Annotated in this window: 27 protein-coding genes; 23 read left to right on the top strand and 4 right to left on the bottom strand. The window is 69.4% G+C overall.

What is annotated here, in order from left to right; all coding sequences use genetic code 11:
- The first annotated feature begins 249 nt into the window (after positions 1-249).
- From rsmD to rsmA, 8 genes are all read left to right on the top strand, one after another.
- Positions 250-777, top strand: a complete 528-nt coding sequence (gene rsmD / locus VGC13_RS22220; protein ID WP_331127489.1) for a 16S rRNA (guanine(966)-N(2))-methyltransferase RsmD — start codon at positions 250-252, stop codon at positions 775-777.
- Entirely contained in the window at positions 774-1,595 is an 822-nt protein-coding gene (gene coaD, locus VGC13_RS22215) for a pantetheine-phosphate adenylyltransferase (protein ID WP_331127488.1), read from the top strand. The genes rsmD and coaD overlap by 4 nt, the downstream gene beginning before the upstream one ends.
- 2 nt (positions 1,596-1,597) lie before the next feature.
- On the top strand, positions 1,598-2,581 hold the full coding sequence (pta, locus tag VGC13_RS22210) for a phosphate acetyltransferase (RefSeq protein WP_331127487.1): 984 nt from the start codon (positions 1,598-1,600) through the stop codon (positions 2,579-2,581).
- A gap of 372 nt (positions 2,582-2,953) precedes the next feature.
- Positions 2,954-3,841 (top strand): hypothetical protein, encoded by an 888-nt coding sequence (locus VGC13_RS22205; RefSeq protein ID WP_331127486.1) that lies wholly within the window; start codon positions 2,954-2,956, stop codon positions 3,839-3,841.
- A 272-nt stretch (positions 3,842-4,113) separates the two neighbouring features.
- Positions 4,114-4,446: an STAS domain-containing protein gene (locus tag VGC13_RS22200; protein ID WP_331127485.1), complete on the top strand. Its 333-nt coding sequence runs from the start codon at positions 4,114-4,116 to the stop codon at positions 4,444-4,446.
- A 139-nt stretch (positions 4,447-4,585) separates the two neighbouring features.
- On the top strand, positions 4,586-5,044 hold the full coding sequence (locus VGC13_RS22195) for an ATP-binding protein (RefSeq protein WP_331127484.1): 459 nt from the start codon (positions 4,586-4,588) through the stop codon (positions 5,042-5,044).
- A gap of 13 nt (positions 5,045-5,057) precedes the next feature.
- A complete protein-coding gene (locus tag VGC13_RS22190; protein ID WP_331127483.1) occupies positions 5,058-6,602 on the top strand; it encodes a GAF domain-containing SpoIIE family protein phosphatase in 1,545 nt (514 codons plus the stop codon).
- A 2-nt stretch (positions 6,603-6,604) separates the two neighbouring features.
- Positions 6,605-7,471: a 16S rRNA (adenine(1518)-N(6)/adenine(1519)-N(6))-dimethyltransferase RsmA gene (gene rsmA, locus VGC13_RS22185; RefSeq protein ID WP_331127482.1), complete on the top strand. Its 867-nt coding sequence runs from the start codon at positions 6,605-6,607 to the stop codon at positions 7,469-7,471.
- 301 nt (positions 7,472-7,772) lie between these two features.
- Here the strand turns inward: rsmA and VGC13_RS22180 are convergent, their stop codons facing one another.
- Complete coding sequence (locus VGC13_RS22180; protein WP_331127481.1) at positions 7,773-7,961, bottom strand: hypothetical protein; 189 nt, start codon at positions 7,959-7,961, stop codon at positions 7,773-7,775.
- Positions 7,962-7,965: 4 nt separating this feature from the next.
- Positions 7,966-8,439: a type II toxin-antitoxin system VapC family toxin gene (locus tag VGC13_RS22175; protein WP_331127480.1), complete on the bottom strand. Its 474-nt coding sequence runs from the start codon at positions 8,437-8,439 to the stop codon at positions 7,966-7,968.
- Between the two features lie 177 nt (positions 8,440-8,616).
- Between VGC13_RS22175 and VGC13_RS22170 the strand changes: the two genes are divergently transcribed.
- The 12 genes from VGC13_RS22170 (at position 8,617) to VGC13_RS22115 (ending at position 20,462) form a co-directional block, all read left to right on the top strand.
- Positions 8,617-9,237, top strand: a complete 621-nt coding sequence (locus VGC13_RS22170) for a redox-sensing transcriptional repressor Rex (RefSeq protein ID WP_331127479.1) — start codon at positions 8,617-8,619, stop codon at positions 9,235-9,237.
- A gap of 360 nt (positions 9,238-9,597) precedes the next feature.
- Positions 9,598-10,863: an arginine deiminase family protein gene (locus VGC13_RS22165; RefSeq protein WP_331127478.1), complete on the top strand. Its 1,266-nt coding sequence runs from the start codon at positions 9,598-9,600 to the stop codon at positions 10,861-10,863.
- Positions 10,860-11,747, top strand: a complete 888-nt coding sequence (locus VGC13_RS22160) for a 3'-5' exonuclease (protein WP_331127477.1) — start codon at positions 10,860-10,862, stop codon at positions 11,745-11,747. Before VGC13_RS22165 ends, VGC13_RS22160 begins: the two co-directional genes overlap by 4 nt.
- Positions 11,744-12,655 (top strand): MBL fold metallo-hydrolase, encoded by a 912-nt coding sequence (locus VGC13_RS22155; protein WP_331127476.1) that lies wholly within the window; start codon positions 11,744-11,746, stop codon positions 12,653-12,655. The genes VGC13_RS22160 and VGC13_RS22155 overlap by 4 nt, the downstream gene beginning before the upstream one ends.
- A gap of 72 nt (positions 12,656-12,727) precedes the next feature.
- Complete coding sequence (locus VGC13_RS22150) at positions 12,728-13,951, top strand: acetyl-CoA C-acetyltransferase (RefSeq protein ID WP_331127475.1); 1,224 nt, start codon at positions 12,728-12,730, stop codon at positions 13,949-13,951.
- Between the two features lie 394 nt (positions 13,952-14,345).
- On the top strand, positions 14,346-14,918 hold the full coding sequence (locus VGC13_RS22145; protein WP_331127474.1) for a biotin transporter BioY: 573 nt from the start codon (positions 14,346-14,348) through the stop codon (positions 14,916-14,918).
- Complete coding sequence (locus VGC13_RS22140) at positions 14,911-15,852, top strand: CPBP family intramembrane glutamic endopeptidase (protein WP_331127473.1); 942 nt, start codon at positions 14,911-14,913, stop codon at positions 15,850-15,852. Before VGC13_RS22145 ends, VGC13_RS22140 begins: the two co-directional genes overlap by 8 nt.
- A complete protein-coding gene (locus VGC13_RS22135; protein WP_331127472.1) occupies positions 15,849-16,208 on the top strand; it encodes a hypothetical protein in 360 nt (119 codons plus the stop codon). The genes VGC13_RS22140 and VGC13_RS22135 overlap by 4 nt, the downstream gene beginning before the upstream one ends.
- Before the next feature lie 146 nt (positions 16,209-16,354).
- Positions 16,355-17,215: a 3-hydroxybutyryl-CoA dehydrogenase gene (locus VGC13_RS22130; protein WP_331127471.1), complete on the top strand. Its 861-nt coding sequence runs from the start codon at positions 16,355-16,357 to the stop codon at positions 17,213-17,215.
- A 652-nt stretch (positions 17,216-17,867) separates the two neighbouring features.
- Entirely contained in the window at positions 17,868-18,110 is a 243-nt protein-coding gene (locus VGC13_RS22125) for a hypothetical protein (protein WP_331127470.1), read from the top strand.
- Between the two features lie 75 nt (positions 18,111-18,185).
- On the top strand, positions 18,186-19,322 hold the full coding sequence (locus VGC13_RS22120) for an acyl-CoA dehydrogenase family protein (RefSeq protein ID WP_331127469.1): 1,137 nt from the start codon (positions 18,186-18,188) through the stop codon (positions 19,320-19,322).
- An 84-nt stretch (positions 19,323-19,406) separates the two neighbouring features.
- Positions 19,407-20,462, top strand: coding sequence for a Glu/Leu/Phe/Val dehydrogenase (locus VGC13_RS22115; protein WP_331127468.1), 1,056 nt, complete (start codon positions 19,407-19,409; stop codon positions 20,460-20,462).
- 294 nt (positions 20,463-20,756) lie between these two features.
- Here the strand turns inward: VGC13_RS22115 and VGC13_RS22110 are convergent, their stop codons facing one another.
- Entirely contained in the window at positions 20,757-22,364 is a 1,608-nt protein-coding gene (locus tag VGC13_RS22110; RefSeq protein WP_331127467.1) for a glycosyl hydrolase family 28-related protein, read from the bottom strand.
- A 479-nt stretch (positions 22,365-22,843) separates the two neighbouring features.
- On the opposite strand from VGC13_RS22110, the gene VGC13_RS22105 reads away from it, so the two are divergent.
- Together VGC13_RS22105 and VGC13_RS22100 are read left to right on the top strand one after the other, a co-directional pair.
- A complete protein-coding gene (locus VGC13_RS22105) occupies positions 22,844-23,413 on the top strand; it encodes a hypothetical protein (protein ID WP_331127466.1) in 570 nt (189 codons plus the stop codon).
- A gap of 14 nt (positions 23,414-23,427) precedes the next feature.
- Positions 23,428-23,844, top strand: coding sequence for a type II toxin-antitoxin system VapC family toxin (locus VGC13_RS22100; protein WP_331127465.1), 417 nt, complete (start codon positions 23,428-23,430; stop codon positions 23,842-23,844).
- 3 nt (positions 23,845-23,847) lie between these two features.
- Here the strand turns inward: VGC13_RS22100 and VGC13_RS22095 are convergent, their stop codons facing one another.
- The gene (locus tag VGC13_RS22095) at positions 23,848-24,129 is read right to left on the bottom strand and encodes a hypothetical protein (protein ID WP_331127464.1); all 282 of its coding nucleotides are present in this window, start codon (positions 24,127-24,129) and stop codon (positions 23,848-23,850) included.
- Positions 24,130-24,275: 146 nt separating this feature from the next.
- Here VGC13_RS22095 and VGC13_RS22090 point away from each other — a divergent pair, with 146 nt between their 5' ends.
- Positions 24,276-24,806, top strand: a complete 531-nt coding sequence (locus tag VGC13_RS22090) for a hypothetical protein (protein ID WP_331127463.1) — start codon at positions 24,276-24,278, stop codon at positions 24,804-24,806.
- Positions 24,807-25,216: the final 410 nt, after the last annotated feature.

Raw genomic sequence — 25,216 nt, 5'->3', positions numbered from 1 at the left:
GGGCACCCGCCGACGCCGTGCGCAGCCTGTCGAAGCGGATTCGAATTCTCCCCTTTCTCCCGCTCTGCGGGGGAGCGGGGGCCCTGTCGGGCGCCAGTTCGAGCTTTTTCGCCGAGGCACCGAAGTTCTCCCCTCTCCGTGAGGAACGAACGGGGAGGGGCCGGGGGAGGGGCACCCCGCCGGCGCAGTTCGATGCCTTTCGCCGAGCCCCGCGTCAGCCGGGCACCATCATCTCAGCGGATACCGCCTGTGAGGATCGTCGCGGGGGAGTGGGGGGGACGGCGGATCGCGGCGCCGCCGGGGCGCGCCACGCGGCCCACCACGGACCGCGTGCGCGAGGCGTGGATGTCGGCCGTGTCGCCGTACCTTCCCGGCGCGCGCATCCTGGACCTGTTCGCCGGCTCCGGCGCGCTGGGGCTGGAGGCGCTTTCCCGCGGCGCGGAGCACGCGGTGTTCGTGGAGCAGGCCCCCGCCGCGCTCTCCATCCTGCGCGCCAACCTCGCCGCGCTGAACGCGGAGGCGCGCGCGGAGGTGGTTCGCGCGGACGCGGTGAAGTACGCGGAGGGGCTCTCTGCCGGCGCCTTCGACGTGGCCTTTGCCGATCCGCCGTACGGCCAGGGCTTTGCGCAGGCACTGGCCCAGGCGTTCGCCAGCACCCCGTTCGCCGGGCTGCTGTGCATCGAGCACGGCCGCGCCGACGCCGTTCCCGACCTGCCCGGCGCGCGCACCCGCCGCTACGGCGACACCAGTCTCACCTTCATCCCCGCCCCCGAATGAGCGCCGAGCGCGTCGCGATCTGCCCCGGGTCGTTCGATCCCATCACCCTGGGCCACGACGACATCATCCGCCGCAGCTTTCGCATGGCCGACCGCGTGATCGTGGCCGTGGCCTACAGCGCCACGCAGGTCAAGAGCGGCATGTTCACGGTGGAGGAGCGGGTGGAGATGATCCGCGACACCTTCGCCGACGAGCCGCGCGTGCAGCCGATGTCGTTTCAGGGGCTGCTGGTGGACTTCGCCAGGGCGCAGGGGGCCAGCCTGATCGTCCGCGGCCTGCGCGCCGTGTCGGACTTCGAATACGAGTTCCAGATGGCGCTGATGAACCGCCGCTTGTGGGACGGCATGGAGACGGTCTTCCTGGCGCCGGACCTGGAGCACTCGTACCTCTCGTCCTCCCTCGTTCGGCAGATCGCCCAGCTGGGCGGCGACGTGTCGCCCTTCGTCCCCGCCAACGTGCTGGCGCGGCTGCGGCATCGCTTTCCGCCCGCGGCCGAGGCGGGGCAGAGCACTTCCACCGCTCCGCAGGCCGCGGGCATGATCAAGGATTCCATCCTGCGCGCGTACGAGGACCGGTGGGTGGGCGTGCTGCTCCAGGCCAACGCGCGCCTTCGCGAGCATCCCGGCGTGGTCGACGCCGTCCTGTCGTTCAGGGAAGACGCCGGCGGGCTCCGGCCGCTCTTCCTGGTTCACGCCAGGGAGCGCGGACCCGCCAGCGACGCCGACCTTCGCGACTACGCGGGAAGGGACCTGCCGTCCGAGGTTCCGCCGCCCGAGATCCACTTCGTGGACCACCTGCCCGCCCTGCACGCCGCCTGACGATGAGCTTTCTGGATACCGTACACGCCCGGGCCAAGGCCCATCCCCGCCGCATCGTTCTTCCCGAGGGCGCGGACGAGCGCACGCTGGTGGCCGCCGCGCGCCTGGCGCGGGACGGGCTGGCGCACCCCACCGTGCTGGGCGGCCCCGAGATCGGCGCGGAGCTGCAGCGGCTGGGCGCGCGGGGCGTGGCGCTGGTGAACCCGGCGGACGATCCGCGCCGCGCCGCCTTTGCGGCGCGCCTGTACGAGCGCCGCAAGGCCAAGGGGCTCACCGAGGACGAGGCGTTCCGCAAGTCCGCCGATCCGCTGCAGTTCGGCGCCCTCCTCGTCGCCGCGGGCGAGGTGGACGGCTGCGTGAGCGGCGCGGTGAACACCACGGGCGACGTGCTGCGCGCCGCGCTCTGGGCCGTGGGGCCGGCGGAGGGCATCCGCACCGTCTCGTCCTCGTTCTACATGGTGGTCCAGGACTTTCGGGGCGGGGGCGAGGAGGTGCTGACCTACTCCGACGCCGCCGTGGTCCCCCATCCCACCGCCGAGCAGCTGGCCGACATCGCCGTCGCCGCCGCGGACGCGCGGCGCCGGGTGGTGGGCGACGACCCGCGGGTGGCCTTTCTCTCGTACTCCACCAGGGCGAGCGCCGAGGGGCCGTCGGTCACCAAGGTGCGGCAGGCGCTGGAGCTCTTTCGCCAGCGGATGCCGGACGTGCCGGCGGACGGCGAGATGCAGGTGGACGCGGCGCTCATCGACAGCGTGGGCGCGCGCAAGGCGCCGGGATCGCCGGTCGCCGGACGGGCGAACGTGCTGATCTTTCCCGACCTGGACGCCGGAAACATCGCCTACAAGCTCACCCAGCGCCTGGCGAACGCCGAGGCGGTCGGCCCCATCGTGCAGGGGCTGGCGCGGCCGTGCAACGACCTGTCACGCGGCTCGGACGCCGACGACATCGTCAATGTCGCCTGCATCGCGGGGCTGCTGGCCGTCTAAGAGGGTGTTCGAAGAATCAACGCAGTCGCTTTGACTTCTTGAGGAAGGCGCCGCGCCTGACTTGCTGCTACGAAAGCAGCCTGGCGCCGACCGAAGGATCTGGCTGGCAGTACGAATGGGCTGGATCGTGACGCTGGATCTGGCCCCGTCGTGGCCGAGAGTAGATCCTTCGGTCGCGCGCAAGCGATGGGGTATCTTCCGGCTTCACCGTGTGCGCTCCCTCAGGAAGTCAAGCGTTTCCGTCAGTGATTCGGAAGATCGAAGACACGCGAAGCCCCTCCGCCGGAGCCGATCTTTCTCGGAACCCGCGCCGCCGTCCTCCCCGCGGCGGCCGCGAAAGCAGTGCATCTCCCCATCCACCGGATGCGCTTCATGATCTTCCGACGTCTCTCCCGCCTCATCCTCGCGCTTCTCCTGGCCGTGCCCGCGTCCGCCGTGGCGCAGCTGGAGTTCGGCGGCATCGCCTGGGGCACGCCGGCCGATTCGGCGACCGCGCGAATCCAGCGCGCCGGCTACGTGCTGCGCGGGGAGGACCAGGAGGGCAACCGGGTGTTTCGCGGCCCCGACCGCGTGGACCTGATCACCACCTTCGACTCCGCCGGACTGGTGGGCGTGGACCTGGAGTGGTTTCACGACGTGCACCGTCTTCCCGCGCGCTATGCGCGCCTGGCGGACTCGCTGCGCCGCGCGTGGGGCACGCCGGAGCCTTCGGAGAACACGGAGGAGCTGGCGATGGACTGGCAGCGCGACGGAGTGCACGTCTGGCTGATGCTTTTTCCGCGGGGCAGCGGGATGGACAGCCTGCTTTCGCTGCGCTACGAGGGACCCGGCTGGCAGGCCGAGTACGACCGGCGCAACGAGGTGGACGTCGCACGGATGGAGCACGAGCGGGACAACGGCCGCGCCGACACCACCTCGTACGGCGACTGGCTGAACGTCTTCAGCGACTTCCGCGACTTCACGCGGGTGGATACGGTGCGATTCACGCGTGTGGGCGACCGGCTGTACCGCGCCCGCTTTCTGGACAGCTGGTTCCAGCGCCGCCGGCTGGAGAACGGGATGATGTACAACGGCGCGCTCACCGAGGTGGAGCTGGACTGCCGGCGGATGACGGCGCGCCTGCTGCGCACCATCCCCCTCTACTCCCACCGCGCCCTCCCCGCCATCGAAGGCTCCCGGTGGCTGCCGCCGATGCCCAACACCAACCACGCGCGGGCCGTGGAGCGCGCCTGTGAAGCGCTGGGGCGGCAGCGGGAGTGACGGCTGGCCGGGGGCAGCGGTTCGGGGGAGGATGCGCATTGCTCCCCGTGCCGCGAAACGCGCCGGAATCCGGGGGATGGACGGGCGGTGGGAGTGGAAGTCATGGCGCCATGGTTGCGCAAGGCGGGCGCGTGCCGTAGCGTGTGTCCCGGACGGAACGGAGGCCGCGCCACCCCCGGCGCGGCGGGGCTTGCACGGGGGATGGCACTGGGCTTGCTCCCGCGCCTTCCATACGGCGGTTTAGCCCCGAACCTGAGGATCATTGAGGAGCCATGAGCTTCCAGACGAGCAAGAACAACGGTGTGGTGGTGGTGGACGTGGACGGGCAGCTCATCGTGGGCAACCGTCAGGAGCTCAAGCAGAAGGTGCTCGACGAGCTGGAGGGCGGCGAGCGCAAGTTCCTGATCGATTTCTCCAATACGGGCTACATCGACTCGTCGGGACTCGGGGTGCTGGTAAGCCTGAGCAAGAAGATCCGCGAGCAGGGCGGCGAGCTGCGGCTGGCCAACCTGAACGAAGACCTGCGGACCCTGTTCGAGCTGACCAAGCTGGACACGCTGTTCAGCATCGCCGACACGCGCGACGAGGCCCTGGCGGGCTTCTGAGCCGCGCCACTCACATGAACGCCGCCGGCGCGGCCGCCCCGGGCAACGGTGCCCGGCGCGGCCGTCCGTGCCAGCCAGCCATGAGCCTGCAACCCTGCGCCCGTTGCCGCGCCCCGCGCGGCGGAGCGCGCCGATCCTGATGGCCCCGTCCTCCGCCGCCGGCGACGCCTGCGCGTTCGTGCTGGAGCTGCCCAGCGATCCGCGCGTCATCGAGACCGCCGTAGCCTACCTGGTGGACCGGCTGCGGGCGTACGACTTCAACGGCTCCCGTCTCAACCTGAACTTTCGCGTGGGGGTGGCCGAGGCGCTGGCCAACGCCATGATCTACGGCAACGGCAGCGACCCCGAAAAGCGGGTGCGCGTGGAGGTGGAGCTTTCGTCCAGCACCGTGGCGCTGCAGGTGCAGGACGAGGGCGAGGGGTTCGACGCCGGTGTGGTTCCCGATCCCACCCTTCCCGAGCACCTGGACCGCTCCGGCGGCCGCGGCATCTTTCTGATCCGCACGCTGATGGACGAGGTGCAGTACAACCCGCCCGGCAACTGCGTGCGCATGGTGCTGCACCGCGAGCGCGGCTTTCGCCGCGTCTCCGCCCAGTGACCCCCTGCCCAGGGTGATTACGGCCGCTCCCCCCGTTCCCCGCCTGCCCGCTTCCGCGCGCGAGGTGCTCGGCGACCTTCGCCGGGCCTGGGACGGCGCGCGCGTGTGGCAGCGCGACGGCGACGGCTGGGTGGGCGCCGACGGGCTGGAGGGCGCGCCCGGCCCCGGCGCGGTGGACGTGCCCGGCGTGCCGCTGCGGCTTGAGATTCCCGGCGCGGACGCCGGCGAGGCCAGGGGCGCCGCGCGCTTCCTGGGCGCCACCCTGGCGCGCGTGGCGCGCCACGACGACGAGATGCGCTCGTTCAGCCACGAGATCGCCGAGCGGTACGAGGAGATCACGCTGCTGTACTCCATCAGCGAGATCCTGGGCTCCATCATCTCGCTGGAAGAAGCGTCGCGCACCATCCTGGAAGAGGTGGCGGGGATCCTGGGCGCCAGCCGCGCCTCGCTGTGGGTGCACAACGCCGACCGGCGCCAGCTGCACCTGGCGGCCGTGGAGGGCGGCGAGGGGCAGACGCACCCCATCGACGTGGACGACCCCTGCTCGGTGACGGCGGCCGTGTTCCGCGAGGGGCGCCCCGTCATCCTGGCGCCGGGCGAGGAGTACTACCGCGACGACTGCGCCGGGGGCGACCGGCAGCGGGGCTCGTTCCTCTCCGTCCCCGTCAGCTACACGCCGCCGGAGGGCGAGGCGCGCGCCGTGGGCGTCATCAACCTCATCGGCCGGGGCGGCAACGACGGCTTCAGCGCCGGCGACATGAAGCTGCTCTCCGCCATCGCCAGCCAGATCGGCGCCGCGGTCGAGAACAACCGGCTCATCGAGGACAGCCTGCGGCAGGAGCGGCTGGTGCGCGAGCTTGAGCTGGCGCACGACCTTCAGCTAAAGCTGCTTCCCCCGCCCGAGCAGTTTGCCGACTACGCGCAGGTGGGCGCGCGATGCGTCCCCGCCGAGTCGGTGGGCGGCGACTTCTACCACCTGTTCCGCCTTCCCAACGGCCGGCTGGGGGTGCTGATCGGCGACGTGAGCAGCCACGGGTTCGGCGCGGCGCTCATCATGGCGCTCACCATCAGCGCCGTGGCCATTCACGCCTCCGAGGGCGACGCGCCCAGCGAGGTGCTGCACCGCACCCACCGCGCGGTGATCGACGAGCTGGAGAACACGGAGATGTACCTGACCCTGTTCTACTGCGTCATCGACCCCGCCGCGGGAAAGCTGGCCTACTCCAACGCGGGCCACAGCCACGCCTTCCGCATCACGGCCGGCGGCGAGGCGCAGCGGCTGGACGCCACCGACCCGCCGTTCGGCATCGTGGACCGCGACACCTACGGCGAGAGCACGGTGGACTGGGCCCCGGAGGACCTGCTCTTCCTGTTCACCGACGGGCTGTCGGACGCGCTGGACGCGGGCGAGGTGGAGGGCGAGCGCGTGCTGGTGGACGAGGCCGTGCAGATGCGCGCCGCCGTGCCGGAGTCCATCATCGAGCGGCTGTTCGTCCGCGCCGGCGAGGCCACCCACGTTCCGCCCGACGACCGGACGGCCCTGGTCGTCCGCTTCTGAGGGTGGCACACGCTCCCCGCCCCGGCCAGCCGCCGCGGGCCAAGCGTTCGCTGGGGCAGAACTTCCTCATCGACCCCAACGCACAGCTCCGCATCGTCGAGGCGCTGAACGCCACCGCCGCCGACGAGGTGATGGAGATCGGCCCGGGGCAGGGCGCGCTCACTCGCCACCTGGCGGAGCGCGCGGGGCGGCTGGTGCTGGTGGAGCTGGACGACGAGCTGGCGCGGCGGCTGACGGAGGAGTTCGCGGGGAACCCGGCGGTGCGGGTGATTCACCGCGACGTGCTGCAGGTGCCGCTGGAGGAGGTCTCGGCCGATCCGGCGCGGCTCAAGGTGATCGGCAACATCCCCTACAACATCACCACGCCCATCCTGTTCGGCCTGCTGGAGCGGCGCCCTCGTCCGCGCGAGATCGTGCTGATGGTGCAGAAGGAGGTCGCCGACCGCATCCTGGCCGACCCGGGGAACAAGACGTACGGCGCGCTCGCCGTCGGCGTGCGCTCCGTCGCCGACGCCGAGCGGGTGATGAACGTGGGCCGCAAGTCGTTCCGCCCCGTCCCCGACGTGGAGTCGTCCGTCATCCGCATCGTCCCGCACGACCCGCCGCGCGTGACGCCGGAGGACGAGCGGTCGCTGCGGCACCTGACGCGCGCCGCCTTTGGCCAGCGCCGCAAGCAGTTCCAGCGCATCCTGCGCGACGCCTACGGCCTGTCCGTCGACCAGGTGGCGGCGCTGGGCGGCGAGCTGGGGATGAACCTGCAGGACCGTCCGGAATCCTTTTCCCCCGAGCGCTTCGTGGACCTCGCCCGCGCGCTGCGCGCCAGGACCGCCAAACCACCCGACAGCGCGCCCGAGGAACCGGTGGAATGACGAGAGGGGGACGCCGCGCGGCGTCCCCCTCTCGTTTTCGCCCTTGTCGGCTCCGCAGAGGCTATCGCGGTTCAGCCAATCGATCCCCTGCGATCACTCCCCCGACCGTGCGTAGTGAGGCGTGGCGAGAGGACGGTCGGAGTAGCGCACCCCCCGTTTGCGAGCCTCCTGCTCGAGTGCTCTGAGATGCACGGCGTAGGCGTCGAGATCATAGTTGAACTCGGCGAAAATCTGCTGCCGTGCCGCGCGGACCTCCGCTACGATCGGATCCTCCCACCCCGGTGGAATCTCGTCGTCGGTCTCAGGCCGCGTTCGGCTCATAACCCTGAGGACGTCGTGGAGGGAGTGATACGATGACCTTCCCTTGCCGGGCCTGCTCGGCTTCTTCTGCTTTGATTGCGCGGAAGAGCCCGTCCATGTCACCCCCAACCTCCGCGAGCATTTCTCGACGGATCTGGCGGAGCTCAGCGAGAATTTCGTTCTCTGCCATCAGTTCACCTCATCAACTCTGCGGGCGTACAGAACACGGGCGCGGCATATCCCCATCTCTCGAGAATTGCGGCGATCCGCCGCCCCAGGTGCGGGTTGGCGATGTGCTTGCTGTCCCAGGTCAACAGATACACCATTCCACTTGCAGCCGCGAGCGCGATGTGTTCCGCATCTGCCTCTGCATGCTTGGGCAGCGGAATGCTCTGGTGCAACATCCGCGCGAGATCCGCAGCCTGCGAGGGCGCTTGGATCGTCGTCAGGTTCGCGAGCAAGGCCAGTCTTTGCCAGGCCAGTCCCGGCTCCCCACGCCCTGACTCGAGCCGTGTTAGGGCTGAAGTACACAGCGCGTAGTCCTGCCGGCGCGTGTTCCACCAGGCGTGCGTCAGCTGCTGGTTGCGCGCGGTCACCGGGTCGCGGCTGGGGCGCGACGCCAGGTAGCTGACGATGCTCGTCTCGATATATAGGGTCGGTTTGTCCATTTGTAAAGCATAGCAAATTCGGTAAGCTCCCGCAGGATGTGGCGTTAAGTGGGCCTCAGCGTTGGCGCATTCGGAACGAGTTGACGGTCGGCGCCCCCGCTCCTAGATTGTGAAGAATTTCACAAGGTTGGGCGGCGGCAGGCTGGCCGCCCGCGGCAGTGGGTTCTGCGTGGTTGCATGAAGAAGATCTCCGAGTCGGCCGTGCGCCGGCTTTCGCTGTACCTTCGCCTGCTGCAGGAGGCGGACGCGGCCGGCGCCGAAACCATCTCCAGCGGCGAGTTGGCGGAGCGGGGCGGCACCACCAGCGCGCAGGTGCGCAAGGACCTGTCCCTGTTTGGCTCCTTTGGCAAGCGGGGGCTGGGCTATTCGGTGCAGGAGCTGCTTTCGCGCATCCGCAGCATCCTGGGGCTGCAGAGCAGCTGGCGGGTGGCGCTGGTGGGCGCGGGCAAGCTGGGCTCGGCGCTGTTCAGCTACCGCGACTTCGAGGCGCGCGGCTTTCACATCCGCGCCGTGTTCGACAGCGACGCGCGCAAGGTGGGGACGAAGTGGGGCGGCCTGAACATCCGCGCCGACGAGGAGATCGACGCCCTGGTGCGCGCCGAGGCCATCGACATGGCCATCCTGGCGGTGCCGGCCGACGCGGCGCAGCAGGTGGTGGACCGCCTGGTGAAGGCGGGGGTGCGCGGCATCCTGAACTTTGCGCCCGCCCGGCTCAAGGTGCCGCGCGGCGTGGCTTTGAAGAACGTGGACGTCACGCTGGAGCTGGAAGGCCTCTCCTTCGCGCTCAACAGCCGCTGACGGGTTTCCTCCCCCCGATCAAGAAACGTCCCGCAGAGACCGGCAAAGTTTGCGCGGGTGCCAATCGGAGCGGTGATGTCGGATCCGCGACCGCGTGCGGGCGTGATCGTGATACCAGATCCTGAAAAAGAACAATCGTACAGAGGAACAGAGTCAGACAGAGAACGCGAGCTGAGATATCATCCTCGTTCCTTTGTCTGACTCTGTTCCTCTGTACGCATGAAGGTGTTGTTTTCCCGAACCCGGTATGGGATCATCGCTTTTGTACCGGAACGCGGCCGGATGGAGCGGCCCGATGAGGACTGTGGCGGGGCGGGGTCCGTTGCCCGGTTCGGCGGGGCTGGCTATGTTCCGGGTCTTATGAGCGAGCGAAAGAACGATACGCCCGGCATGGTGCGCGTTACGTCCGAGATCGGGGCGCTGCGCACCGTGATCCTGCATACGCCCGGCCCGGAGCTGCTTGCGGTTACGCCGTCCAACCGCGAGCAGTACCTGTACGACGACATCATCGACCTGCGGCAGGCCCAGGCCGAGCACCAGCGCTTTCGCGCCGTGCTGTCGCGCTTCTGCGACGTGCTGGACGTGCGCGACATCCTGGCCGACATCGTGGACGAGCCGGAGGTGCGCCGCTTCCTGGTGAACCGCGTGATGGAGGTGGCGTCGTCGGAGCCGCTGGGGGGCGAGCTGTACGAGATCCCCGGCGACCAGCTGATCCGCCAGTTCATCGAGGGGAAGGAGGCGCCGCAGGGGCCCATCAGCAAGCTGCTGCACAAGGTGAGCTACGAGCTGCCCCCGCTGCCCAACCTTTTCTTTACCCGCGACGCGGCGATGATCGTCAACAACGCCGTGATCATCGGGGCCATGCGCTACGCGGTGCGGTGGACGGAGGAGCTGCTGATGAAGGCGCTCTTCACCTATCACCCGCTGCTGCGCGGCAACGCCGGCTACATCTACGACGGCACCGAGGAGCACCGCAGCGACTACACCATCGAGGGCGGCGACGTGCTGGTGCTGCGCCCAGACCTGGCCATCGTGGGCCTGTCGGAGCGCAGCAGCCCCGCGGCTATTGAGGGGCTGGTGGACGGGCTCAAGGAAAAGGCGGGGATCGAGCACGTGCTGGTGGTGGTGCTGCCCACGGAAAGCCCGGCCATCCACCTGGACATGATCTTCACCATGGTGGACCGCACCCACTGCGTGGTGTATCCGCCGTACTTCTTTGGCCCGGCGCGCCTTCCCGTCCTCTACTACCGCCCCGGCCGCGAGGGGGTGCAGGCGCACGACGACGTGTTCACGGCGCTCGCGGAGGTGGGGTTGAAGCTGGAGCCCATCTGGTGCGGCGGCCAGCACCCCACCCGGCAGGAGCGCGAGCAGTGGAGCAGCGGGTGCAACTTCGTGGCGGTGCGCCCCGGCATCGTGCTGGGCTACAGCCGCAACGAGGGCACCATGCGCGAGATGGAGGAAAAGGCCGGCTTCAAGATCGTGGACGCCGTCGACTTCCTTACGGGCAAGGCGCTGGTGCGCGAGGGCGAGCGCGCGGTGATCGCGTTCGAGGGCTCGGAGCTGGTGCGCGGCGGCGGCGGCGGCCGCTGCATGACCATGCCCGTCTGCCGGGACGACGTCTGGTGAGCCAGCTGGCCCTTCCGCTGTACGGCGTGCGCCTGGAGCGCGACGGCTCGCTCACCGACCGCGCCCTGCGCGTGCTGATGGAGCAGCCGCTCTCTTCGGCCGAGGTCGCCCAGCGGGTGCTGGGGATCACCGGCGGGGCGGGGGCCGCCGCGCAGGCGGTGTTCACGCTGCTGGGCGGCGACCCGCGCTTTGCCGTGGACGCGCGCGGCGTGTGGTCCGTGGCGCTGGAGCCGTCGGTCGCGGCGCTCACGCCCGTGCGCGCGCTGCGCGACGAGGACTTCGTGGTGGTGGACGTCGAGACGACCGGCGGCTCTCCCTATCGCGGGCACCGCGTAACGGAGGTGGCCGCCGTCCGCGTTTCCGGCGGCCGCATCGCCGACACCTTCTGCACGCTGGTGAACCCGGAGCGGCCCATCCCGTCCATGATCACCGGGCTCACGGGGATCACGCAGGGGATGGTGGCCGACCAGCCGCGGTTCGCGCAGGTGGCGCACCGGGTGTCCCAGGCGCTGGAGGGGAGCGTGTTCGTGGCGCACAACGCGGCCTTCGACTGGCGCTTCATGTGCCACGAGATGAGCCTGGCCACCGGGATGACCCTGTCCGGGCGCCAGCTGTGCACGGTGCGGCTTTCGCGCAAGCTCCTTCCCCAGCTGCCCTCGCGCGCGCTGGACGGGCTGGCGCTCTACTTTGGCGTGGAGATCGAGTCGCGCCACCGGGCGCTGGACGACGCGATGGCCACGGCCAGGGTGCTGCTGCGGCTGATCGACATGCTGGAAGACCAGGGGGTGGGGGACTGGGACTCAATGCAGGCGATGCTGAAGAAGCGAAAGGCGCGAAAGTCCCGCAAGCGCAAGGCGGCGCCCCAGTCCATGGAGTCGGCGTGACGCGGAACCCCGACACCTTGCACTCGCCGCCGCGCATCCAGACGCGGCGGCTGGGGGCGTTCACCCTGCACGCGCTGGAGGCGGGAACGCAGCGGCTGGACGGCGGCGCCATGTTCGGCGTGGTTCCCAAGCCGCTGTGGGAAAAGCGCATTCCCGCGGACGAGCGCAACCGCATTCCCCTGGGGCTCCGCTGCCTTCTCGTCGAAACGGCGGACGAGCTGGTGCTGATCGAGACGGGGCTGGGGAACAAGGAGAACGACAAGTTCCGCGACATCTATGGCGTGGACAACGCGGCCGATCCTGCCCGCGGCCATCCGGACCGGCTGCAGGAGCTGATCACCGACGCGGGCTTTTCGCATCTGGACGTGGGCGTCGTCATCGACACGCACCTGCACTTCGATCACGCGGGGGGCAACACCTACCGCGACCACGAGGGACAGGTGCGCGTCTCCTTTCCCAACGCGCGCTACCACGTGCAGCGCGGCGAGTGGGAGTGGGCGCACCGCACCAACGAGCGCACGTCCGCCAGCTACCTGCCGGACAACTACGAGCCGGTGATGGCGGCGGGGCAGCTGAACCTCGTCGACGGGGACGTGGAGATCCTCCCGGGGATCTCGGTGTATCGGACGCCCGGCCACTGCCCGCACCACCAGTCGGTGCTGGTGCGCTCGGGAAGTGAGACGGCGTGCTTTCTGGCGGACGTCATCCCCACCTTTGCGCACCTGCCGCTGCCCTGGATCATGGGCTACGACGTGGAGCCGCTGGTGACGCTGGAAAGCAAGCGCGCGCTGCTGAAGCGCGCCACGGACGAGCGGTGGCTGCTGGTGAGCACGCACGACCCGTTCACCGCCTGGGGGTACGCGGTGGCGGACGGCAAGGGCGTGCGGCTGGACGAGGGAAGTGCGTGAGTGCGGAAGTGCGTGAGTGCGTGAGGTGCGGAAGCAGACAGGCCGGCTATCATCCATCGTACTGAGGAGCAGATGATCGATATCGCCCGAGACCCCAGGACCACGCCCGTCATCGTGAGCGCGGTGCGCACGCCCATCGGCAAGTACCTGGGCGCGCTCTCCCCGCTTTCCGCCCCCGACCTGGGCGCCATCGCCATCCGCGAGGCGGTGCGCCGCGCGGGGATCGACGTGCAGGACGTGGCCGAGGCCATCATGGGGAACGTGGTGCAGGGCGGCGTGGGGCAGGCCCCCGCGCGCCAGGCCGTCATCAAGGCCGGCCTGCCCAGCACTGTCAGCGCCCTCACCATCAACAAGGTGTGCGGCAGCGGGCTCAAGGCGGTGATGCTGGCCGCCCAGTCCATCCGCGCCGGCGACAGCCAGGTGGTGATCGCGGGTGGGCAGGAGTCCATGAGCAACGCGGCGTTCTACGTGTACGGAATGCGCAACGGCGTAAAGTTCGGCGACCAGACGCTGGTGGACGGGCTGATCCGCGACGGGCTGTGGTGCTCGTTCTGCGAGGTGCACATGGGCGGGCACGCGGAGTACACGGCCAACAAGGCTGGCATCACCCGCGAGATGGCCGACCAGTTCAGTGTGCAGTCGCACCAGAAGGCGGTGGCGGCGCAGCAGGCCGGCAAGTTCAAGGAAGAGATCGTCCCCGTGGAGATCGCCGGCCGCAAGGGGCCCACGATCGTCGATGCGGATGAAGGCCCGCGCGGCGACAGCTCGCTGGAGTCGCTGGGCAGGCTGAAGCCGGCGTTCACGAAGGACGCGCCCAGGGAGGTCACGGACCCCGTGGTCACCGCCGGCAACGCGTCGTCCATGAACGACGGCGCCTCGGCCGTGGTGGTGGTGAGCGAGGAGTACGCGCGCGCGCACGGGCTGACGATCATGGCCCGCATCGCGGCGTACTCCACCGGCGCGGTGGAGCCCAAGGAGCTGTTCTTTGCCCCGATCGAGGCGGTGAAGAAGCTGATGAAGAAGCAGGGGAGCCAGATCAGCGACTACGACCTGATCGAGGCCAACGAGGCGTTCGCGGTGCAGGCGCTGGCGGACGGCGCGGGGCTGGGCTGGGACTGGGACCGCGTGAACGTGAACGGCGGGGCGGTGGCGCTGGGCCACCCCATCGGCGCGTCGGGCGCACGGGTGCTGACCACGCTGCTGCACGCCATGCAGGACCGCGACGCGGCGACGGGGCTGGCCACGCTCTGCCTGGGCGGCGGCGACGCGGTGGCGCTGTCGGTGGAGCGGGTCTGATCCATCCGCGGCCGATGACAACCCGGGGTTGAAACCACCCCGGGTAGAAACCCGGGGCTGGAAGGGCCATAAGCCCCGCCCAGGGCTCGCAAAGCTCGCCCGGCGGGGCTTCACCGGCTCGGGTCGGTGGAGGCCGGCGCGGGTGGAGAGTGAGAGGCATCGACAACGTCCGCGCGACGGTGGGGCTCGTCGGAGCGCGACGAAGTGTCGGACGGGAGTCCGCGAAGGCGGACTTTGCGAATGTCCAGCGGCGAATTCATTCGCTCCTGGAGGCGGGCTCGGCGTGTGTCAGGAGCAACGGATTCGCATCAGGCGGCGCCACGGTACCGGGCGGGATCACATCGGAGTCCGGCGGAGGGAGATCCGCCGATCAACCATCGAACGTACGGAACGCATGACTACGCTTCGCAACCGGTTCCCGGCCTCGTGGACGGCCGGCCTCGTTCCGTCCCGCACCGCGCGGCGGGTGATCGGCGTCGTGGCCTTTGCGGCGGCGACGGCGTTCGGGGCCAGGGTGGCGGTGATGATCCCCGGCACCCCGGTCCCGTTCACCTTCCAGCCGCTCTTCGTGCTGCTGGCGGGCGCCGTGCTGGGCGCGCGGCTGGGCGCGGCCAGCCAGGCGGCGTACCTGGCGGCGGGCATCGCCGGGCTGCCGGTGTTCGTGGCGGGCGGCGGCGCGGCGTACCTGCTGGGGCCCACGGGCGGCTACCTGATGGCGTATCCGCTGGCGGCGTTCCTGGCCGGCTCCCTTGCGCACGGCGGGCTGGCCCGGGCGCTGGGCGGGCTGCTGCTGGGGCTGGCGACGATCTACGCCGGCGGGCTGGCCTGGCTGGCCGTGGTGGGCGACGTGAACGCGGCGGTGGCGCTGGGACTGCGGCCCTTCGTGCTGATGGACCTGGTGAAGGTGGCCATCGTGCTCGCCATCGTCTGGCGCACGGGGCCGCGGTCGCGCGAACTGTTTGGCTGAGCACGTGACGGAGGCGGCGGCGGCGCGGTCGGGGATCCACACCGTCCTCTACGGCCCGTACGGGCTGCGGGCGGGGTGGCGCATCCTGGGCTACCTGCTGCTTTCCGCCGGCGTGGGGGTGATGCTGGCGTCCATCGCGGCCGCCATCGGCGGCAGGGTGGCGGAACTGGCCGGCTTTCCCGTGATGCTGGGCTCGGCGGTCCTGGCGGGATGGGGGATGCTGGCCCTGGTGGACCGGCGGCGTCCGGGCGCGCTGGGGTTCGCGCTGGACCCGGCCGCCATCAAGGACTCGGTGGCGGGACTGGGGATCGGCGGCGCCATGCTGGGTGCCGCCGTTGCCTTGCTCGCGGTGGCGAGTATGGCGCGGTGGGTTGCCGACGACGGCACCGTGCCCGAATATGTCGCCGCCCTGGCAACTTCGTTCGTGTTCTTTGCGGTGGCGGCGGCCGCGGAAGAGGCGGTGTTCCGCGGCTACGCGTTCCAGGCGCTGGTCCAGGGGGTGGGCGTGTGGCCCGCCATGCTGGCCTCGTCGGCGCTGTTCGCGTACCTGCACGCGGGAAACCCCAACGTCACGCCGGGCGCGCTGGCCAACATCTTTCTGGCCGGGGTGATGCTGGCGGTGGCGTACCTGCGCACGCGGTCGCTGTGGTTTGCCACGGCGGTGCACCTGGGGTGGAACTGGACCATGGCCTCGCTGCTGGACTTTCCCGTCAGCGGCCTGGTGCGCGACATGCCGCTGTACACGGCGCGCGAGACGGGCCCGGACTGGGTGACGGGCGGCAGCTTTGGCCCCGAGGCGGGGATCGCGGCCAGCCTGACCATCGTGCTGGGGACGGTGTGGATGTGGCGCACCCGCCTGATCGGCGAGTCGCCGCGGATGCGCGCGCTGCGGCCGCTGGTGGACGACGTCGCGGGCGCGGAGGCGCGCTCGTGAGCCCGGCGCTGCGGTTCTGGGGGAGCGCCGCGGGCGCCTGCATCGCCTTTACGGCGCTGACGCCGCTGATCATCGCCTGGAGCCCGGCGGAGGACCGCGCGCGCATCTGGCTGCTGACGGTGTTCACCGCCGGGGTGATGATGGTGCTCTTTGGCCTGGCGGGGCTCATCAGCGGGCGCCGGTCGGTGGGAATGCGCGACGTGATCGACGCGGGCGGGGTGGGGCAGGCGCTGGCGAGGGCCGGACAGGACCGCTCGGAGTCGCCGGCGTACACGCACAACGCGGCGGTGTGGTGCGTGGTGACCGGGGCGCTGCTGATCGCCGCCTACTTTGCCCTGTGGATGGCGCTGGGGTGAGGAAAGTATCGAGTATCGAGTACCTAGTGTTTGATACCAGGCACTAGGCACTTGAACCTAGGCACTAGGCACTCGGCACTTGAACCCGGGCACTTGCTCCTTCCGTCGGACAGGTGCGCTGACATTTTGACCAGAGACTGAACGAAATGCCGGAGATCAAGCGGGTCGCGGTGGTGGGGGCGGGGACCATGGGCAACGGCATCGTGCACGTGTTCGCCCAGACCGGCTACGACGTGACGATGGTGGACGTGCGGCAGGAGGCCCTGGACGGCGCGCTGAAGACCATCGGCGGCAACATGGACCGGCAGATCAAGAAGGGCACGCTGGCCGAGGCCGACCGCGACGCCGCCCTGGGCCGCATCCGCACCGCCACGGACGTTTCCGCCGTGGCCGACGCGGACCTGGTGGTCGAGGCGGCCACGGAGAACCGGGACCTCAAGTTCCGCATCTTCGAGGAGATGGACCGGCACGCGCCGGCGCACGCCATCCTGGCCACCAACACGTCGTCCATCTCCATCACCGAGATCGCCGGGCGTACGAGCCGCGCGGACCGGGTGATCGGGATGCACTTCATGAATCCCGTCCCCGTGATGAAGCTGGTGGAGATCATCCGCGGGCTGGCGACGTCGGACGAGACCACGCGCCTCGTCGTCGAGACGTCGGAGCGGCTGGGAAAGACGGTGGCCGAGGCGCAGGACTATCCCGGCTTCGTCAGCAACCGCATCCTGATGCCGATGATCAACGAGGCCGTGTTCTGCCTGATGGAGGGCGTGGCGGACCGCGAGGCCATCGACACGGTGATGAAGCTGGGGATGAACCACCCCATGGGCCCGCTGGCGCTGGCGGACCTGATTGGCCTGGACACCTGCCTGGCCATCATGCAGGTGCTGCACGACGGCCTGGGCGACGACAAGTACCGCCCCTGCCCCCTGCTGCGGAAGTACGTCGCCGCGGGCAAGCTGGGACGCAAGACGGGCGAGGGGTTCTACGACTACCGCGGTGCGTGAGTGCGGAAGTGCGTGAGTGCGGGAGTGCGGGAGTGCGTGAGTGCGGGAGTGCGTGAGTGCGGGAGTGGATCATCTCCTGCATTCGCGCGTTGCCGCAGGCCGGGTGAGCGGGTGCGAGGGCGTCGTTGCGCGAGCGGCAGATGCGGGGCGTCGTCGCCGGGATTTGTCCCGGGCGGGTGAACCCGCGGCTGGAAAAGCGGGAAGCCCCCCAAACTGCGCGGGGCTGCACCTGCTGAGTCCCTCGCGAAACACTCGTCCGCGAAGGCGGACATCGCGTTGTCCCAGCCGCGAATTCATTCGCCCGGGCGGTCGGCGAGCAGGACCCACGCCTCTCTGGGCCGCACTGGCGAGAGCGAGTGAACTCGCCGCAACAACAGCGGGAAGCCGCGCAAACTGCACGGGGCTGCTCATCCCCAGGATCAGGGTGACTTCCTGAGGGAGCGCCGCGCGGAATCCAGACGATGCAGCACCTTCGCGCGACCGACGGACCTCGCGTCGGCAACGACGGGGCTGGCCGGAGCGCGACGGGACCGTCGGACGGGAATCCGCGAAGGCGGACTTCGCGATTTTCCAGCGGCGAATTTATTCGCTTCTGGATTGCGGACTGCTCGATCTCCGTCGGGACGCCTGAACCTGAAATTTGAGCGGGACCATGCAGACGACGTGTGGCGAGTGCGGCGGGACCATGCAGCCGGGCTACACCATGGACCGGGCCGACTACTCCCTCCCCACGCAGGCCGCGTGGATCGAGGGTGAGCCGGAGATGGCGAAGGTCCTGGGGATGAAGGCCGGCCTGAACATCAGGGACCGCGCGCGCTACGACGTCATCACCCTGCGCTGCGAGCAGTGCGGCCTGCTGAAGTCGTACGCCCGCCCCGAAGACCGGTGCGGCTGATCGGGACTGGATGATGAACGCGGCCGGGCGCGGCACTTCCGCACTCACGCACTTTCGCACTCACGCACTTTGTTGATGACCGAAGAACAGCAGCAGATCCGCGACCTGGCCCGCGAGTTCGCCGAGAACGAGCTGCGGCCCCACGCCGAGGAGTGGGACCGCGACGCCCACTTTCCCCGCGAGGTGATCGCCGGGCTGGGCGAGCTGGGCTTTCTGGGAATGCTGCTCCCCGAGCAGTACGACGGGCTGGCGCTGGACACGGCCGCCTACGTGGTCGCGCTCGAGGAGATTGCCCGCGGCGACGCCAGCGTGGCCGTGGCGATGAGCGTGCACAACTCGCTCCCCACGCAGATGATCCTGGCCCACGGCACCGACGCGCAAAAGGAGCGCTGGCTGCCGCCCATGGCGCGCGGCGAGATGCTGGGCGCCTTTTCGCTCTCCGAGCCCGACGCCGGCTCCGACGCCGCCGGGATGGCCGCCAACGCCCGCAAGACCGATGGGGGCTGGGTGCTGAACGGCGCCAAGGCCTGGGTCACCAACGGCGGCTTTGGCGACGTGGTGGTGGCCATGGCGCGCACCGACACCCCCGACGCCCGGCGCGGCGCCAAGGGCATCGGCGCCTTCATCGTCCCCACGAACACCGAGGGGTACTCGGTGGGGAAGAAGGAGGACAAGATGGGCCAGCGCGCGTCGGAGACGGTGGGCATCGCCTTCCACGAGATGTTCATCCCCGACGACCAGCTGCTGGGCGACCCGTCGCAGGGGTTCATCTACGCGCTGCAGGGGCTGGACAACGGGCGGATGGGGATCGCCGCGCTGGCCATCGGCATCGCGCAGTCGGCGCTGGAGCACGCGCTGGGGTACGCCGGCGAGCGCCGGCAGTTCGGCCAGCCGATCCGCGCGTTCCAGGGGATGCAGTTCAAGCTGGCCAACATGGCCACGCGCATCGAGGCGGCGCGCGCGCTGCTGCACCGCGCGGCGGCCGCCAAGGACGCGGGCGAGCCGGTGTCGATGCTGTCGTCCATGGCCAAGCTGTTCGCCAGCGAGGCGGCCATGTACGTGACCACCGAGGCCGTGCAGGTGTTCGGGGGATACGGATACGTGAAGGAGTACCCGGTGGAGCGGCTGTTCCGCGACGCCAAGGTGACCGAGATCTACGAGGGCACCAGCGAGATCCAGCGCACGGTGATCGCGCGCGAGCTGTACCGGTAGGCCCGCCGGAGGCAAAGGGCCACACCAGGCTTTCGCGGGCCGCCGGTCCGCGCACCCGCACGCAACACTTACGACCGAACGGGCATGGAACTGTTTTCTCTGATCGCTGAGCACGACCACGAGCAGGTCGTCGTCTGCCACGAGCCGTCGTGCGGCTACAAGGGGATCATCGCCATCCACAACACCGTGCTGGGGCCGGCGCTGGGGGGGACGCGGTACTGGAACTACAACAACGACCAGGAGGCGTTCGTCGACGCCCTGCGCCTGTCGCGGGGCATGACGTACAAGGCGGCGGTGGCGGGGCTCAACCTGGGCGGCGGCAAGTCCGTCATCGTGGGCGACCCCCGCCGCAACAACCGCGAGGAGATCTTCCGCGCGCACGGCCGCTTCGTGGAAACGCTCAAGGGCCGCTACATCACCGCCGAGGACGTGGGCACCTCGGTGGACGACATGGAGTTCGTGGCCATGGAGACGGAGTCGGTGGCCGGCCGCGCCCAGGCCTCGGGCGACCCGTCGCCGGTGACGGCGTACGGCACCTACCGCGGCATCAAGGCGGCCGCGATGGCGAAGTACGGCTCCGACAACCTGAGCGGCAAGACGGTCACCGTCCAGGGCGTGGGCCACGTGGGCTACTACCTGTGCCAGAACCTGGCCTCCGAGGGCGCCCGGCTGGTGGTGACCGACATCGACCACGAGCGCGTGCAGCGGGTGGTGCACGACTTTGGCGCGGCGGCGGTGGGGCCGGACGAGATCTACGGCGTCGAGGCCGACATCTACGCGCCCAGCGCGCTGGGCGCCACGGTGAACGACGACACCATCCCGGCGCTCAAGGTGAGCATCGTGGCCGGCGCCGCCAACAACGTGCTGGCCGAGGCGCGCCATGGTGACGAGCTGCACCGCCGCGGCATCCTGTACGCCCCCGACTACGTGATCAACGCCGGCGGGCTGATCAACGTCTACGGCGAGCTGAACGCCTGGACGTCGGAGCGGGCCATGCGCAAGGCGGGCGACATCTACAGCACCCTGCTGCGCATCTTCGAGCTGTCGGAGAACGAGGGCGTGCCCACCTACCTGGCCGCCGACCGCATCGCCGAGCAGCGCATCCGCGCCGTCGGCAAGATCCAGCAGACCTGGGTCTGATCCAGCGGTTCGGGAGATGAAAGAGGGGGGACGGCGCCGCGCCGCCCCCTTTTTCGATCCCCAGGCCCAGCGGATACCGAATCCGCAGATGCCCTGGTGCCCTGGTTTCACGCAGAGGCGTGGAGACGTGAAAAGCGAGGGGTACAGAGGGACAGACAAAAGCCAGAGGAACAGAGGACGATCGGTTGTCCTCTGTTCTTCTGGCCGTTCTCTGTCCCTCTGTACCCCTCACTCTTGTTTGTTCCGGACCCGGTATCAGCGCCTCTGTGTGAGGGTTGTCGTTGCGGATCCGGATCAGGCGGAGAGGGTGCTCGCCACCTTCCACGTGGCCGCGGTGGTGCTCGCCGCCGTGCAGATCCACTCGTACGCCGCTCCGGCCGCCGGCGTGGCCCGCCGGGCGCGGTCGCCCACCAGCCCCGGCGTGTTGGTGGCCGTCGGGTCGGCGGTCACGCGGATGATGCGCCCGCCGCGGTACGTCGCCGCCAAGCCGTACGTGGCGCCGAGCACGTTTTGCGCGGCCTCCAGCACCACGTCGCGATGGTCCAGGATGTTGGCCGCGTCGGAGCCGCCGACATGCATGTACCTGGTGCTTCCGCCGAACACCACCCGTTCGATGCGCAGGTCGGCCGTGTAGGCGCCCCACTGCGTGGTCACCCCAGTCCAGTCGAAGCCGGTTGCCGCCTCGACTTCCATCTCCTTGACGATCCACCGGCCACCCTGCGCCATCACCAGCCCCACGTCGTACGCACTGCTGATGCTGCCGCCCTGCACGATCAGGCGGTTGTCGTACTCGAGCAGGTCTGCCTCGGCGTAGATGCCCACGAGCGTCAGGCTGGACGACACCCCCGACGCCACGCGGAAGTCGCAGTCCAGGAACCGGCAGCGCTGCCCGCCCACGGTGCTGTTCGCCACGTTCCAGTAGATGTGCGCCGAGGCGCCATCCACCGCGCCCACCTCGCCGACGCCGGCCAGTTCGAACACGACGTTCTGAAAGGTGACGTCGTGCGGGTAGACGATGCGGTTGCCTTCGCTGGAGTAGCTCCCCACCTGGAAGCGCGAGTCGGCGATGCGCACCGTCGAGCCCTGCGCGTACAGGTAGAACCCGGGTCCCGAGACCACGTTGGTCGCGGTGACCGTGGAGCCGCTGCCGACCGCGACGTCGAAGTCCCCGTCCAGCACCATTCCATCGAACACCGCGTCCACGGCCAGCGAACCGCCGTACCCGGCCCCATCGATCTCCACGTCGATTCCCGTCACGTCCACGGCGCCTGTGGTCGCGAAGTTCTGCACCTGCACCCGCGAGTACCCCCCAGTCACCGTCAGCCCCCCGCGAAAGCAGTCATCCGCACGGCAGTTGGAGACCTGCGCGTCCACGTTCACGTACAGCGAGATGCCATCCGCCACGGAGTTGCGCAGCACCAGGTCGCGCAGGTTCACGCGCAGCCGTCCAGGGCTGGTCGCTGCGCTGGAGGTGTTTGCCGTCAGAAAGATCAGGTGCGACTGCTCGAGCTGATAGGCGCGGTACGAGCCCTGGCTGGCGGAGTTGCCGTCCAGCGTCAGCCCCTCGATGGTGAGCAGGGGGGAGTCGCTGGTCCCGCTCCAGCTTCCGCTGCCCGTTCCCGCCATGTACAGCGTCCGCGTCCAGTTGGGCTGGCTGGCCGGGCGCTTGAGCGTGGCGCCGTAGCCGCTGAGGGTGATTCCGGCCGCCAGCTGGATCGCCGTCACCATGTAGGTGCCGGGCGGAATGAGCACGGTGCCGCGCACCGCCGCCGCGGCGTTCACCGCGGCCTGGATGGCGGCGGTGTCGTCGGCGACGCCGTTGCCGACCGCGCCGTACGTGGCGCTGCGTACGTTGAAAACGGCGCCACCCGAGTCCAGTACTGTCCCGTCGTACGTTGGCATGTTTTCCTCCAGGTTGTCGGCCAGGTTGGCTTCCTCGCCTACGAACATAAACCGAAGATAACTCCCATGTAAGTGGATTGGCTCAAAGTGTGTGGTCGTGTACGGCAGGTGCAGCGAGCACACGCCAGCCGGAACACCAGTTCTCCGGCAAACCGCATCGTAGTGATCCGACCGAGTGGTTCGGACGCGTGCAAAAGGAGCGGGCCGGCAGCGATGCCGGCCCGTCTTCCTGTATCTGCCACGATTCCCACGTGCTCACCGCTGGCTCGTCCAGAGCGCTCGTATTTGTGTCTGGACTGTACGGTCCGACGTGATTAGCTTTGGTGCCGAGCGGATCTTTCTTCGCACGAGGCGACCATGGCGACGCGTGAACCCCCTGTTGAGCTGTTCTACGATCCTGCGGACCTGGATCCCGACGCACCGCGCCTGCGCATCAGCAAGCGCGAGGGGTCTGGGAACTGCGGGATGATCAGGGCGCGATGCTCAGCAGCCACGTTCGGCTCCCAGAGGCGATCGAAACGGCTTTGGAGCGCTCGGAGGCGTGCTTCAGCGAGATCCTGGTCATGGCCGCGAGCGGAGAGTTCGAATGGTCGGTCCAGCACAACCCGGATTGGCTGGAACTCGCGCGAATCGTCAACCAGGATCCCAAGCCACGCGAAGGCCGCTGGTGGGACTGGAAGAACCTCCGGTTCGACACGGGATTGCGCCTGATCGTACGCTCGAAGCGGCTCGTCGCCGGGCGCGAACGTCCAATCGACCTGTACTACGATCCCGAGGAGCTGGATGCCGATGCGCCACGGCTCCGGATCAGCAAGTGTGCGGGTGTCTGGGAACTACGAGATGATCAGGGGGCGCTGCTCGGCAGCCACGCTCGACTTCCTGCCGCAATCGATCACGCGCTGGCGCGCTCGGCGAAGCGCTTCAGCGAGATCCTGGTCATGTCTGCCACTGGCCGGTTCGAGTGGTCAGTCAAGCACAACCCTGAGTTCGTGGAACTCGCGAGAGCGGTGAACCGGCCCGTGGGGTCTGAGCGGGAGGCTGCGGATTGACGTCGAGGCGGGTCGTGTTCGAGACGAATGTCATCATCCGGCACAAGATGTCCGAGGTCCCGGGCTTCGTGTCGGCCGTCGTACTGCAGGAGCTCACGGCCGGCGCACAGGATGCAGCTGACCTTCGCAGGCTGGGATCCCTGCGAGCTGCCGCGGAAGACGAGGGCGTGCTACTCACGCCCGACGGCGAAGACTGGTACGAGGCGGGGAAGGTACTGAACGCCCTTCATCGCGGTCTTCGATCGCACCGCCGGGGGCGCACGCCGGCTATTCCAAAAGAGGAGCAGCACCGCCTGCTGCGTGACGTTCTCATCGCCCGGTCAGCCAAGCGGATAAACGCGCAGGTGGTCACCTACAACCGGGGCGATTTCGAGAAGATCCGCCGCTTCTGCAACGTGCAGGTGGTGGAGCCGACAACGGAATTCGGCTAGCCGTTATTTGGGCGCGTGGCGAAAGTTGACGAGGATGACCTCGGCCGAGCCTTCGCCGTGCAGTTCTTCGCAGTTGGAGTAGTTGGCGTCCAGCCAGGGCGACACGCCGTCCAGCGTGCCGTTCTCGTCGCCCGCGGCCTGGTGGGCCGCCCAGCGCGCCTCCTCGGCGTCGGCGGCGCGAACGACGAAGCCGAATGCGCGGTCGTAGGGCGGCTGCCACGGGTCCTTGCCTTCTACACACCACCAGAGCCTGTCGCTCCTGGGGGTAAGCCTCCACAGCGCCATCGGGGTCTCCCGTGCGGGTCGCGAGCGTTCGGAGCGCCCCAACCTATGCGCTCGGGCGCCCGGGCGGGAGGGCGGGCGGCATGGCGCGCGGGCGGAACGCGGTGTAATCTGCACCGGACGCACGCACTCCATCCCAGCCGAACCCCATGAAGCGCATCCTACTCGCCGCCGGACTGCTGCTGCTGGCGGCCTGCGGCGGTCCCGAGCCCACCCAGGCCGAGTTCTTCGACGTCGCCCGGCAAATCCTGCGCTTCGCGGAGCAGGACGCGCGGCAGAACCAGCCGGGCGGCGTGGCGGACGGGCCGCTGTACGTGAACCTGAACTCGTTTCGCATCGCGGCGCACAAGGTGACCGGCGACAGCGTGAGCGAAGACAGCATGTCGCGCGTGCTGGGCGAGCCCACGCAGGCGGTGCAGGAGCAGGTGCTGCTGTGCGACTCCGAGTCGGGGTTCGGCGGCTGCTGGGTGCGCAAGTTCGGCATCTGGGTGAACCTGAACCTGGTGCGGCAGTCGGGGGACGAGCTTACGGCCCACGTGCGCAGCGCCAGCACCGACCGGCGGCGCCTGCCCAGCGACCACTGCAACCGCGTGTGGACGCTGGAGTTTCGCAAGGAGGGAACGCAGTGGCGGATGACGGAGCGCCGCCTGCGCCGGGACTGCCGCCTGGAAGAGGAGTGATCCGCCGCCCGCGGGGCGAATATCGAATCAGGCAGGAGAACTCCGGTAGGAATCCTGGCGGACGGTGTCATTCTGAGGGAGGCGCGCGCCGGGTCCTTTCGGGCTGCACCATCGCCTTGGCGCCGACCGAAGAATCTGCCGGATGGGCGCACGATCCTGTCGGCTACGGCTGGATGCGGCGCGAGGGGCCCCCGTTCCCGAAGGAGATTCTTCGGTCGGCGCCAAGGCGTCGGGCGCAAAGATGGATCTCCGCGGCGCCTCCCTCAGAATGACCGGTGTTCATCCGGCGATCTGCTCTGCAGTCGCGGATGAACGATACGTAGACGCGGAGGCGGGGAGAGGATTCTTCCCGTGCTCCGCGTCTCCGCATTCATCGCCCGAGGCCCGGCCGGCGGGGCGGGTGACTTCGT

The sequence above is a fragment of the Longimicrobium sp. genome, assembly GCF_036399255.1.
Lineage (GTDB): Bacteria > Gemmatimonadota > Gemmatimonadetes > Longimicrobiales > Longimicrobiaceae > Longimicrobium.
This window is presented reverse-complemented; position numbering and strand designations above follow the sequence as displayed.

Coding starts and splice junctions, on each gene's coding strand:
- coaD (WP_331127488.1), top strand. CDS start 774: ATGAGCGCCGAGCGCGTCGCGATCTGCCCCGGGTCGTTCGATCCCATC.
- pta (WP_331127487.1), top strand. CDS start 1,598: ATGAGCTTTCTGGATACCGTACACGCCCGGGCCAAGGCCCATCCCCGC.
- VGC13_RS22205 (WP_331127486.1), top strand. CDS start 2,954: ATGATCTTCCGACGTCTCTCCCGCCTCATCCTCGCGCTTCTCCTGGCC.
- VGC13_RS22200 (WP_331127485.1), top strand. CDS start 4,114: ATGAGCTTCCAGACGAGCAAGAACAACGGTGTGGTGGTGGTGGACGTG.
- VGC13_RS22195 (WP_331127484.1), top strand. CDS start 4,586: ATGGCCCCGTCCTCCGCCGCCGGCGACGCCTGCGCGTTCGTGCTGGAG.
- VGC13_RS22180 (WP_331127481.1), bottom strand. CDS start 7,961: ATGGCAGAGAACGAAATTCTCGCTGAGCTCCGCCAGATCCGTCGAGAA.
- VGC13_RS22175 (WP_331127480.1), bottom strand. CDS start 8,439: ATGGACAAACCGACCCTATATATCGAGACGAGCATCGTCAGCTACCTG.
- VGC13_RS22170 (WP_331127479.1), top strand. CDS start 8,617: ATGAAGAAGATCTCCGAGTCGGCCGTGCGCCGGCTTTCGCTGTACCTT.
- VGC13_RS22165 (WP_331127478.1), top strand. CDS start 9,598: ATGAGCGAGCGAAAGAACGATACGCCCGGCATGGTGCGCGTTACGTCC.
- VGC13_RS22150 (WP_331127475.1), top strand. CDS start 12,728: ATGATCGATATCGCCCGAGACCCCAGGACCACGCCCGTCATCGTGAGC.
- VGC13_RS22145 (WP_331127474.1), top strand. CDS start 14,346: ATGACTACGCTTCGCAACCGGTTCCCGGCCTCGTGGACGGCCGGCCTC.
- VGC13_RS22130 (WP_331127471.1), top strand. CDS start 16,355: ATGCCGGAGATCAAGCGGGTCGCGGTGGTGGGGGCGGGGACCATGGGC.
- VGC13_RS22125 (WP_331127470.1), top strand. CDS start 17,868: ATGCAGACGACGTGTGGCGAGTGCGGCGGGACCATGCAGCCGGGCTAC.
- VGC13_RS22120 (WP_331127469.1), top strand. CDS start 18,186: ATGACCGAAGAACAGCAGCAGATCCGCGACCTGGCCCGCGAGTTCGCC.
- VGC13_RS22115 (WP_331127468.1), top strand. CDS start 19,407: ATGGAACTGTTTTCTCTGATCGCTGAGCACGACCACGAGCAGGTCGTC.
- VGC13_RS22110 (WP_331127467.1), bottom strand. CDS start 22,364: ATGCCAACGTACGACGGGACAGTACTGGACTCGGGTGGCGCCGTTTTC.
- VGC13_RS22105 (WP_331127466.1), top strand. CDS start 22,844: ATGCTCAGCAGCCACGTTCGGCTCCCAGAGGCGATCGAAACGGCTTTG.
- VGC13_RS22095 (WP_331127464.1), bottom strand. CDS start 24,129: ATGGCGCTGTGGAGGCTTACCCCCAGGAGCGACAGGCTCTGGTGGTGT.
- VGC13_RS22090 (WP_331127463.1), top strand. CDS start 24,276: ATGAAGCGCATCCTACTCGCCGCCGGACTGCTGCTGCTGGCGGCCTGC.